This is a genomic window from Leptolyngbya sp. FACHB-8 (genome assembly GCF_014695575.1).
In the GTDB taxonomy this organism is placed as follows: domain Bacteria; phylum Cyanobacteriota; class Cyanobacteriia; order Elainellales; family Elainellaceae; genus Vacuolonema.
Genome location: NZ_JACJOO010000014.1, coordinates 23,298 through 34,788 on the forward strand (window position 1 = coordinate 23,298; position 11,491 = coordinate 34,788).

Genomic DNA, 11,491 nt, shown 5'->3' on the forward strand with positions numbered 1-11,491 from the left:
TTTCGGGATGAAGCCTTCGAGCAACTTAATTCTGCTGGGGGCGAGAACTTCCTCGAAAACTTCGCCCTGCAAAAGAGTTCATTGTACTGATGACCTTGCATAGTTCGCTTATTTCGTACCCTCTGTCTCTACTTCAAGCCACCTGCACAATCAGCAGGGAGAAATACGGCAGTTTCAAGTGGGGGCGATCGCTCAAATCTGCATAAATTACCTGGTTGGGCTGTGTGGCTCGTTCGACCACATAGCTAGATTGCAAGAGCTGATGCCGTTGCAACACCTGCCACACCTGTTCGTAAACTGAGCTTACCTTCATTAGAACAATAACCTCGGAGTGGGCGATCGCCGTTTCCAAATCTGCAACAGTGTAGAGGGCCGGGAGGATGGTGAGGCGTTGCGATCGCACGGTTAGAGGAACTCCCAGTGCTGCTGCCGCCGCCATGGGAGATGAAATCCCAGGCACCGTTTCCACCTGTGCTTCTGGGTGGAACTGTTGCAAGGTCTGCGCCAGATAGGTGAAGGTGCTGTAAAAACTCACATCCCCTTCTGACACAAACACCACATCCTTTCCCAGACGTAAAAAATCCCAAACGGTTTCCGCAGCCGTTTTCCAGGCATGCTCTAACACATCGTCCTCTTGAACATAGGGAAATTCCAGGGGTAACTCTTGCTGCCCTGGCTGAATCCAGGGTGCAACGATCTGCTGGGCAACCCCTGGCTTTCCATGTAACCCTGCCGGAAAGGCCACCACCGGAGCCTGTTGCAACAACCGCAGTCCCTTGACCGTAATCAGTTCAGGATCCCCTGGCCCAGCACCAACCCCATACAAAACCCCAACCATGACGAATTTCTCAAAACAGACCACGCTCTACTCTAGCGAGTTACAGGCATCTGTTTGAAAGTCATTTTTTCGGGGACAAAGCGCACGAAAAAATGGCTTTCAAACAAACCCCAGGCTTACGCCAGTCCACTACGAAAAAGCGTAAGTCGGTGCTTTGTTACCTGTAAAACTCAGATTTTTTTGCTATTGCCCTGTACTGATACCCAATCAATGTGAAGCTGCACAGAATAGTGTGGGACGCATAGCGTCCCACACTATTCTGTGCAGCTTCATAAAAAACGGTATGAGGGAATTTTGGTTCCTTTGGCCAGCGACAGCATGAATTAAACGTGCAAACCATAGCGAAATCGCAAGTGCCGTGAAATGATTGGACGGTTGCTTGGAGGGTTGTGTCGTGAACGTTGAAAACTTGACAGTGTACCCCTATCCATCAGGGCGGCGAGTGGTGATGGGGAAGCGCTGCGCCCTGGCTACTAGCCAACCTCTGGCCACGACAGCCGGGCTCGAAATGATTTGTGCCGGGGGCAATGCCGTGGATGCAGCGGTGGCCATGGCGATCGCCCTCACTGTCGTCGAACCCACCTCCAATGGCATTGGCTCTGACGCCTTTGCCATCGTCTGGGATGGAGCGCTTCATGGCCTGAATGCCTCCGGGAAAAGTGCTCAGAATCTCTCCCTAGCTGCTTTTGAAGAACACTCTCAGGTGCCATTGTACGGCTGGCTACCCGTGACCGTATCAGGCGCTATCTCCAGCTGGCGTGCTTTATGGGAGCGGTGGGGCAAGTTGCCGTTTGAGAAATTGTTTGAACCCGCCATTCGGTTCGCTGAGGAAGGCTACCCCGTTTCCCCCGAAACGGCTCGTGCCTGGAAGCGGGCCGAGCCGCTATTTCTGTCGCTGCAAGGTCAGGAGTTTGAAGCGTTTAAGCAGGTGTTTTTTGCGGGCGATCGCGCACCCAGAGCAGGGGAAATTTGGCGTAGCCCAGGCCATGCCGCAACCCTACGGGAACTGGCTGAAACAGGGGGCGAGAGTTTCTATCAGGGCAAACTGGCTGAAAAAATCACCCAATTTGCTGCCGATACAGGTGGCTTCCTCACTCTCGAAGACTACGCTAACCATCAACCTGATTGGGTTGATCCCATTAGCACCACCTATCGTGATCTCACGGTTTGGGAAATTCCCCCCAACGGCCAGGGCATTGCCGCTTTGATGGCCTTGAATATTCTTGAGGGATTTGACCTGGCCCGATACCCCCGAGACTCCATCGAAAGCTTCCACCTGCAAATTGAAGCTATGAAGCTTGCCTTTGCCGATGTGTATCGCCATGTGGCCGACCCCACTCACATGGCCATATCGGTCGAGCAGATGTTGGATAAGGGTTATGCCAGCGATCGCCGTGCCCTGATTCAAGACACCGCGATTCCCCTGGCAAACCCCGGTCTGCCCAAAGGTGGCACTGTCTACCTGGCTGCCGCCGATGGCGAACTCATGGTGTCGCTCATTCAATCCAACTTTGAGGGCTTTGGTAGCGGCATTCTCGTTCCGGGCACTGGCATTGCGCTACACAACCGTGGCTCTGGTTTTACCCTGATGGCCAATCATCCCAACCAATTTGCGCCGGGCAAGCGTCCCTTCCACACCATCATCCCTGGCTTTCTTACGCGAGATGGGCAACCCGTTGGCCCGTTTGGTGTTATGGGGGCACCCATGCAACCCCAGGGACATGTGCAGGTCGTCGTCAATATGACCGACTATCACCTCAATCCCCAGGCCGCCCTGGACGCCCCTCGATGGCGCTTCCTGGAGGGGAACACTGTACTGCTAGAACAAACCGTTCCCCGCTTCGTCACTAGCGGGTTGAGCGATCGCGGTCACGCGGTCAAAGTCACTGGAGGCGTCGAGTTTTTTGGTAAAGGCCAGATAGTGCTCCGCTCTGGAGAAGCGCTCATAGCAGCGTCGGAGCCGAGGGCAGATGGAGGGGCGATAGTGCTCTAGACGTCAAGGGGCACGAAATGCCCCTTTCACCACACCTATTTGAAACTTACCCCTGACCATGCTCCCAACGCCCCTCCACGCGATCGCCCTCCGCCTCTGCCCAGGACAAGACCTGCGGTTAGAACTGGATGCCCTGGTGCAGAAAAAACAGTGGAAGGCGGCCTGTGTGCTGACCTGTGTCGGAAGTTTGACGCGGGCAACTCTGCGGCTAGCTGGCCAACTCAACGGCACTACCTATCAGGGACCGTTTGAAATTGTGTCGTTGACTGGGGTCATGGGGGTAGCGGGATCGCATTATCATATGGCGATCGCAAACTCTACCGGGCAAACATTGGGAGGTCATGTGTTGCCAGGCTGCTGTATCTACACCACAGCTGAACTGGTGATTGGCGTGTTACCCGCTCTTCACTTCACACGAGAACTCTGTTCCTTAAGCGGGTATTCAGAGCTGAAAGTTTGCCCCCATGAGAAAGAATGATACAGAGTAGGCAATTTACGCATCTTTACTCTATGTTGATGGGCTACTCAACCCGTCTATCGACATATTTCCTACTTGACAACAGATACCCTTGCGTTTTGGTCAATCTTCCACGCTAGGCTAATTCGAAGACCTTAATAAAGCCTGTGATCCCATTGGGATTGCCAGAACATGCCCTACCGTGGGCAGTAGCACGTATGAAAGGAGTTTCACCATGGCCCTTAGAGTTGGTATCAATGGCTTTGGCCGCATTGGCCGCCTCGTATTCCGAGCCTGCTTCCAAAATCCCAACATCGAAATCGTCGGAATCAATGACCTGGTACCCCCCGACAACTTGGCTTACCTGTTGAAATACGACACTACCCACAAACGCTACAAGGGCACCGTTGAAGCCAAAGACGATGGCATTGTTGTGGATGGTGTCTTTGTTCCCACGTTTGCTGTACGCAATCCTGAGGAACTTCCCTGGGGTAAGCTCAACGTTGATTATGTTGTGGAATCGACGGGCCTGTTTACGACCCATGAGGGTGCATCCAAGCACATCACCGCGGGAGCTAAGCGGGTAATTATTTCGGCTCCTACAAAAGACCCTGACAAAGTACGAACCATGGTTGTAGGGGTCAACGAAGAACAGTTTGAACCGGGTAGCGACACCATTGTGTCTAATGCCAGCTGTACGACCAACTGTCTGGCCCCCATTGCCAAAGTCATCCATGAAAACTTTGGTCTGGCAGAAGGGCTGATGACAACTGTTCACTCGGCTACTGCGACCCAGCCCACTGTTGATGGCCCCAGTAAAAAAGACTGGCGGGGCGGTCGTGCAGCATCCCAAAACATTATTCCGTCCTCTACCGGGGCAGCGAAGGCAGTAACTTTGGTGCTACCTGCCCTTAAAGGTAAGCTGACGGGGATGGCCTTCCGCGTTCCGACTCTCGATGTATCAGCGGTTGACCTCACCTTTAAGACGGAGAAAGCCACAAGCTACGCCGAAATTTGTGCCGCGATGAAAAGTGCTGCGGAAGGCGAGCTCCAGGGTATTTTGGGTTACACCGATGAAGAAGTGGTTTCTTCAGACTTCATCACCGACAGCCACTCCAGCATTTTTGATGCGGGAGCAGGTATCGAGCTGAATTCCAACTTTTTCAAAGTGGTCGCCTGGTATGACAACGAGTGGGGTTACTCCTGCCGCGTTGCTGACCTGATGCTGGCGATGGCAAAAGAAGATGGAATTGTAAGCTAGTCAATTGGCTATTTGCAATTTCAATCAATAATATTAGAAGCCGCAGTTCTTGAAAGAACTGCGGCTTCTAATATAAATGCGATTAATCGCACGAAGTAGCGTTAAGTTAGCGAAACGGATCACAGTAAATTGAAATACCCTTCAGGTTATTGGATTAGCAAAATATAGGATCATACATGGCTTGTGGAATACTTTTGAAAAGCTAGTTTTAACAAACCGAAAAACAGGATCTGGACACTATCTAAAGTACTAATTTGCAATGTAATACTAAATCAATATGAAGCTGCACAGAATGAGGGTGGGGGCGCGTATGCGCCCCCACCCTCATTCTGTGCAGCTTCATATAAAAACGGTATAAGGAGTTGTATTTCTTTAGAAACTATGGCTTCTTACATTATTTATCTGTAATGCCAATATTTAATAGCAATACAAACCCTACACTTTAAGTTCTCTAAAGTTTATAAGTGCGATCGCCTTACCATTTGTATCATCTGAATTAATGAATTGTTATTGACAAAGCGTGAAGTTAAAGTATGAATTTTTGATTGATTCACACTTTAGATAGATGACAATGAGAGACGCATAGAGGTTTGAAAGCTAATCAAAAAAGCTCTAAATTCCTAATATTATGATGCTTTTCAAGAAACTTCTTAGACATAACAGTTCTCAGTGGCAAGTACATCTGCGATCGCGTTCTCTCCGGGTTTGGATTGCTGCGCTGATTGGATGTTTAACCTGCTTTCTAGTTCTACTGCCGGTTTTCTCTCAGCAACCTGTCGAAATTCGTTTCCTCATGCTGGCGCCGGAGACACCGCTTTTTGCTCCCTTAATCGAGGAGTTTGAGCGAGAAAACCCCGACATTCGTATTCGCATGGTGGAAGGGCCAAATGCTACCAACTTAGTCGAGGATTTATACACCTCCGCCTTGTTGTTGGGTAGCTCTCCCTACGACTTGATCAACCTGGATGTGGTGTGGACCGCTAAATTTGCAGCGGCAGGGTGGTTGATGGATTTGAGCGATCGCGCCACTCCCCAGGAACTAGCCCAACACCTCGAAACCAGCATTGAAGCCGGACGCTACCAGGACAAGCTCTACCGCATTCCCTGGCGCACAGATGCTGGTGTTTTGTTCTACCGCAAAGACTTACTACAAGAAGCCGGGCTTCAACAGCCCCAAACGTTCACCGATTTACTAGAGGTCTCTAAAACCCTGCAACAAAAGACCGGTGTGGATTGGGGCTATCTCTGGCAAGGGCGGCAGTACGAAGGGGTTGCTGCCATGTTTGTAGAAGTGTTGTCAGGCTTTGGTGGTTATTGGATTAACCCCGAAACCCTGGAGGTTGGGCTGGATCAACCCGAAGCCATCAACGCTGTGAATTTCCTGCGGGGCACTGTTCGCCAAGGAGTGTCACCGGGCGGCGTTACCACCTATCAGGAAGAAGAAGTACGCCGTCTGTTTCAAAGTGGTGGAGCGGCCTTTATGCGCAACTGGCCCTATGCCATACCACTGCTGAACTCGGAAGAGTCAGCCGTGCGTAATAAAGTCGGCATTCGCCCCATGCTCAGTATGCCAGGTGGCCAACCTGGAAGTTGTCTGGGTGGATGGGGATGGGGTATTCTCAGTTCCACCCCGCACCCCGAGGAAGCCTGGCGGGTGCTGCAATACTTCACGAGCGAACGGGTGCAGCGCATTAATGCATTGAAAGGCTATCTGCCCAGCCTACGTTCACTGTACGAAGACCCCGAAATTCTAGCCGAATTTCCCCATTACGCCGAGATGGCACAGGTGTTCGAAAAGACGGTGCTGCGGCCTTCAATTGCTCAGTATGCTCAAGCCTCTGACATTTTACAGCGCTATCTCAGTGCCGTCTTCTCAGGCCGCATGGCCCCAGAAGATGCCATGCAAACCGCTGCCAGTGAAACTCGCAGTTTACTGGGACGACTCAGTTCAGCACAGGAGGCACGGGGATGACCCAGGCTACTAATACCGATGTCATTGTGCAGCGCGATCGCCGCATTGGCTGGCTGCTCTTACTCCCTGCCCTCCTGCTCCTCATCGCGGTATTCGCTTTTCCCATCGGGCGCGCCTTCTGGCAAAGTTTCTACACCCAAAACCTGGGTACTGAACTCCAACCTCAATTCTCCGGTCTAGAAAACTATGGCCGCATGATGCAGGATGGACGTTTTTGGCAGACCCTGGGCAACACAACGGTATTCACCGTCGTATCGGTCCTTCTGGAATTTGTGTTGGGGTTGGCGATCGCCCTCGTTCTCAATCAAGCTTTCCGTGGCCGTAACATCGTTCGTACCATTGCCATCCTGCCCTGGGCCTTGCCCACTGCCCTGATCGCTCTGGCTTGGGCCTGGATTTTTAATGATCAGTATGGTGTCGTCAACGACCTGTTACGCCGAGTTGGGCTGATTGACCAGGGCATCAACTGGTTAGGCAACCCCAATCTAGCGATGATGGCCGTCATCATCGCGGATGTCTGGAAAACGACCCCCTTCATCAGCATCCTGCTCCTGGCAGGCCTGCAATCCATTCCCGACGACCTCTACGAAGCTCACCGAATCGACGGGGCAACTCCCTGGCAGAGCTTCCAACGCATCACCCTCCCCCTGCTGATGCCCCAGATTGTCATCGCCCTCGTATTCCGATTTGCCCAGTCCTTCGGCATCTTCGACCTGATCGCTGTTATGACTGGCGGTGGTCCCGGTGGTGCGACGGAAACCGTCTCTCTATACATTTACGCCACGGTGATGCGCTACCTCGACTTTGGTTACGGAGCCGCTCTCGTCGTCGTCACATTCCTGCTGCTCGTGCTGGCTGTGGCGATCGCTGCCTTCTTCCTCAACCGCTCCCGCGCCAAGACCAGCGCTGCCCCCTAACCCTATCCACTCATCCACCCCTGTCTGCACCCTAACGCTACCCCCATGACTACCACTGCCACCGCACCCACCCAAACCACCCACTCCACCCGCCGCTGGCTCCTCCCTCTCAGCGTCATTCTGGTTGTGCTCTTCTGTCTGGCTCCCGTGTTGTGGCAGTTACTGACCTCCGTCAAAACCAACCCCGACATCTCAGCTATCCCTACGGTGTACCTGCCTCGCGAGTTCACCCTGGATCATTATCGGGAACTGTTTGTGCGGCGACCGTTTTTGAACTATATGTTCAATAGCTTGCTGGTGGCCTTGCTTTCCACAATCCTGGCTCTGGGGCTGGGAGCCCCGGCAGCTTACGCACTGGCCCGGTTGCGGTTACAGGGCCAACGCATCATTCTGGCCGGAATTCTCATCGTCACCCTATTTCCCCCGATCCTTCTATTCCTGGGTTTACTCAACGTTGTGCAGGCTCTCAACCTGGGCAATAACTATCTGGCGTTGATTCTGCCCTATGCGGCGATCAACTTGCCGCTGACGATTCTGGTTATGCGTAGCTTCTTCCAACAATTACCCAAGGATTTGGAAGACTCCGCTAAGGTTGATGGCTACAGCACCGTTGGTCTACTGCTCCACATCGTTCTTCCCCTTACACTCCCCGCTCTCGCCACCACGGGAATTCTCACCTTTATCTCGGCCTGGAACGAGTTCATCTTCGCCCTCACCTTTATCACCGAGGAGTCTATGAAAACCGTTCCCGTTGCGGCCTCCCAAATTGGTGGAGCCTCCATTTTTGAAATCCCTTACGGCCCCATTGCTGCTGCCACCGTAGTTGGCACGCTCCCCCTCGTTGCCCTCGTCCTCCTGTTTCAGCGCCAAATCATTAAAGGCCTTACCTCGGGGGCGGTCAAAGGCTAGCCAACTTTTTTTCATGTGCTCCACGCCTGAGAAACCAAACCATTACCCGTTATCAATTACCCCTTAAAAAAATGACCAGCATTGAATCTAAGCCCACCCACTCCGCTACCGCCACGCGTTCCACCCTGGAACTGCGGGGCCTTAACAAAACCTTTAGCCCAACGGTCATCCCGGTCAAAAACCTCGATCTCAGCGTCGATCGGGGAGAATTTCTCACTCTGTTGGGGCCATCGGGCTGCGGTAAATCGACGGTGTTGCGGATGATTGCAGGTCTGGAGCAGCCAACTCGGGGGCAGGTGTTGTTAGAGGGTAAGGACGTAACGCGTTTGGGACCGGGCGATCGCAACATGTCTATGGTGTTTCAGAGCTACGCCCTCTACCCACATATGACGGTGGCCGAAAACATTGCTTCGGGTCTCAAACTGCGCAAAGTTCCTCGTCATGAGATTGAGGAGCGGATTCAAGAAGTGGGGAATTTCTTGGGGCTGCAACCTCTGCTAAACCGTCGTCCTAGCCAGCTTTCGGGGGGGCAACGACAGCGGGTAGCCGTCGCCCGAGCCCTGGTTCGCCGCCCCTCTGTATTTCTCTTAGACGAACCTCTGAGTAACCTGGATGCCCTGTTGCGGGAGAATGTGCGCGCTGAGCTGAAGCAACTCTTTGAACATCAACAGGCTCCTGTCGTATACGTAACCCACGACCAGACCGAGGCGATGACGTTATCTACTAAAGTTGCTATTCTCAGCGAGGGCCATTTACAGCAGTTAGATACACCTCACCGCATCTACACCCATCCGGCCAATCGTTTTGTCGCCGGATTTGTCGGCAGCCCTCAAATGAACTTCCTGATGTTGCCCTGCGAGGGACAGACCGCAATTTTGGGGCACTCTCGCATTCCCTTGCCTCGAGCCGTCCCACCCAGTACCCGCCGCATCGTGTTGGGAATTCGCCCAGAACATGTGCAGGTGGCGCAGGGCGATCGCGCCACCGTCTCCGGCGAAATCTTCCTGGTAGAAAACCTGGGTATGCACAACCTGGTGAGTGTTCGCGTCCCCGATATCGAAGGGCAACCAACTCTGCGTCTACTGCTCACCCCCGATCGCCATCCCACCGGTCAACAACTGCACCTCACCTTTCCCCCACAAGATATGCACTGGTTTGATGCTGAAACTGGAGATGCTTTACGTGATTAAATCAGGACATCTTCATGAATGCTATGTGTGACGGATAATACCCATCACACACATAGTTGTCATCATAGTTTGTATCGAAGGGGGAGAAGCAGAATTTCATTTAATCTCTCCTTCTGGTACAGGCTTTTTGATCACATCTACATCGTTAATATTTTAGCCCTAACGTCAGTTCGGGATAAGCCGAACCGCCCATTATTGCGTGCGCGTTGCACACGCAATAATGGGCTTTTTCGAGTGCCGCGCTTCGCGCGGCACTCGAAAAAGCCCTTAACCCGAACTGAGGTTATTTTAGCCCTAGTATCGAAATTTAATAAGTTGTAACTGAATGGCACTGATGTAAAAGATTTAGATTCCCGGTTTTTTAGAAAAACCGGGAATCTAGGTACTCAGATTTCGCTTATTTCAGTGATATTCACCTGTAACTCTTTTTGTGACCCTTCTGATGTAGCTAAATGTCGCAATTAACACACTCGTTTATGGAATGTGATGAAGCGGCGGAACTCTTCAAACCCAGCAGAGCGATACAAGCCTAGTGCACCGTTAGGATTATCTACATCAACGCCCAGCAAAGCACTATTCATACCCGCAGCGACCAGCCGGTGCAGACCTGCTAGTAGCATGGCGCGACCTAACCCCTGCCGACGAAAACCCCGACGCGTTCCCAGTAAATTGATCCAGCCTTCTTGTTGACCCGATCGCGCATTTTCCTGCATATCGATCTGGGCATAGCAGAACGCGGCCAGGGTACCGTCTGGAGAAACGGCAACAAAATCCATCGAAGCATCATAGTTCGACATGCTGGTGTAGTAGCGATACTCCTCCAGAGTCATCGGATGGTGGTTCCAGTGGTCGATGAAGGACTGATTAAACATCTCCACCCAGGCTTCTGCATCCACTTCAGGGTCAACCTGTCGAATGTAAAATCCGTCAGGTAGCTGAGGTTCTGGAACAGGTTCGATGAGCGATCGCCGCATTCGAAAGAAGTACCGTACCGGCGAACAGCCAAACTGCTCATACTGAGCGATGCGTTCAACAAATGTATCTCGGCAGCCCATTCGCAATTCAACAGCTTGGGATGGCTCCGTGGAAAGCAGCCGCAATCGCTGTTCAGCCCATGCCAAAATATCGTTTTCTAGCCCTTGTCCTCGGGCATCGGGATGCACAAAGAAGTGCAAGTATCCTTCACGATTATTCGCAGAGATAGGCCGCCAGAGAGTCGCAACGGCTTGTAGGGTTTCATCGCGATCGCGCCATACCTGAAGATCCTGATCACGGTCAAAGCAGGGGTCGTTGAAATCCTCCTGAAGTTCACTAGCGGAAGTACCGCCATCCAGCTCATCAACAGTAGCGCAAAGGTTATAGAGGTCAGCGATCGCCTCCAATTCTGTATCGCTGCTAAGGGATTGGCGGCAGAAATTGCTCAAAGTCGCCATGGTAGCCTCCCATCGGCTGTACACATTCACAGCGGAAATATATTGGATTTCCGACAATGTATTACACATACTACATTGAAATTAAATATCTGGCACTCACCCATTTGGGTACTTTCTTTTCCAAGAAATTTCAGAGGCGGTTTGAGAAGTTAATTTTTCGTACACGACGGGCACGAAATTCGAAATAAGATCCAGAAACCCGGTGTCTTTAAAACACCGGGTTTCTAGAATCCAACAAATTAGCCCTACTGAACCACGCATATCTAGTAGGCTGCGGCCTAAGTTCGCAACCTATGTTTTTGTGTGAGGTGCGAAGCACTCCACACAAAAACATAGGTGATGGATTTCCGCCTCAGCATACTAGTGGGTCATCTGGCGTGAGTATTGCCATTTCAGGTGGAGCATTTCAGGCCACCAAGGACTGGGTTACAGCCCCAGACCCTCCTAATCGATGCTTAGGTCGTTTAGATCGCGCTCGTTGTCGTCGTGCCGCTCGCTTGCCACCCCACTCAAACGGTGTT

General features: G+C 52.1%; 9 protein-coding genes. 7 read left to right on the forward strand and 2 right to left on the reverse strand.

The window, feature by feature from the left end; genetic code table 11:
• Positions 1 to 133: 133 nt before the first annotated feature.
• Positions 134 to 838, reverse strand: a complete 705-nt coding sequence (locus tag H6F91_RS02825) for a precorrin-2 C(20)-methyltransferase (protein ID WP_190789217.1) — start codon at positions 836 to 838, stop codon at positions 134 to 136.
• A gap of 394 nt (positions 839 to 1,232) precedes the next feature.
• Between H6F91_RS02825 and H6F91_RS02830 the strand changes: the two genes are divergently transcribed.
• The 7 genes from H6F91_RS02830 to H6F91_RS02860 all read left to right on the forward strand — a co-directional run bounded on the left by H6F91_RS02830 (position 1,233) and on the right by H6F91_RS02860 (position 9,537).
• A complete protein-coding gene (locus tag H6F91_RS02830) occupies positions 1,233 to 2,831 on the forward strand; it encodes a gamma-glutamyltransferase family protein (protein WP_347280005.1) in 1,599 nt (532 codons plus the stop codon).
• A gap of 58 nt (positions 2,832 to 2,889) precedes the next feature.
• Positions 2,890 to 3,309, forward strand: coding sequence for a PPC domain-containing DNA-binding protein (locus H6F91_RS02835; RefSeq protein WP_190775846.1), 420 nt, complete (start codon positions 2,890 to 2,892; stop codon positions 3,307 to 3,309).
• A gap of 214 nt (positions 3,310 to 3,523) precedes the next feature.
• The gene (gene gap, locus H6F91_RS02840) at positions 3,524 to 4,549 is read left to right on the forward strand and encodes a type I glyceraldehyde-3-phosphate dehydrogenase (protein ID WP_190775845.1); all 1,026 of its coding nucleotides are present in this window, start codon (positions 3,524 to 3,526) and stop codon (positions 4,547 to 4,549) included.
• Positions 4,550 to 5,180: 631 nt separating this feature from the next.
• Complete coding sequence (locus H6F91_RS02845) at positions 5,181 to 6,521, forward strand: ABC transporter substrate-binding protein (protein ID WP_190775864.1); 1,341 nt, start codon at positions 5,181 to 5,183, stop codon at positions 6,519 to 6,521.
• Positions 6,518 to 7,438 carry a sugar ABC transporter permease gene (locus H6F91_RS02850; RefSeq protein ID WP_190775844.1) on the forward strand — a complete coding sequence of 307 codons (921 nt, stop codon included), beginning with the start codon at positions 6,518 to 6,520 and terminating at the stop codon, positions 7,436 to 7,438. Before H6F91_RS02845 ends, H6F91_RS02850 begins: the two co-directional genes overlap by 4 nt.
• A gap of 45 nt (positions 7,439 to 7,483) precedes the next feature.
• Positions 7,484 to 8,347, forward strand: a complete 864-nt coding sequence (locus tag H6F91_RS02855) for a carbohydrate ABC transporter permease (protein ID WP_190789218.1) — start codon at positions 7,484 to 7,486, stop codon at positions 8,345 to 8,347.
• A gap of 71 nt (positions 8,348 to 8,418) precedes the next feature.
• On the forward strand, positions 8,419 to 9,537 hold the full coding sequence (locus tag H6F91_RS02860; RefSeq protein ID WP_190775842.1) for an ABC transporter ATP-binding protein: 1,119 nt from the start codon (positions 8,419 to 8,421) through the stop codon (positions 9,535 to 9,537).
• 461 nt (positions 9,538 to 9,998) lie between these two features.
• On the opposite strand, the gene H6F91_RS02865 is transcribed toward H6F91_RS02860, so the two are convergent.
• Complete coding sequence (locus H6F91_RS02865; protein ID WP_190775841.1) at positions 9,999 to 10,970, reverse strand: GNAT family N-acetyltransferase; 972 nt, start codon at positions 10,968 to 10,970, stop codon at positions 9,999 to 10,001.
• Between the last annotated feature and the right edge of the window lie 521 nt (positions 10,971 to 11,491).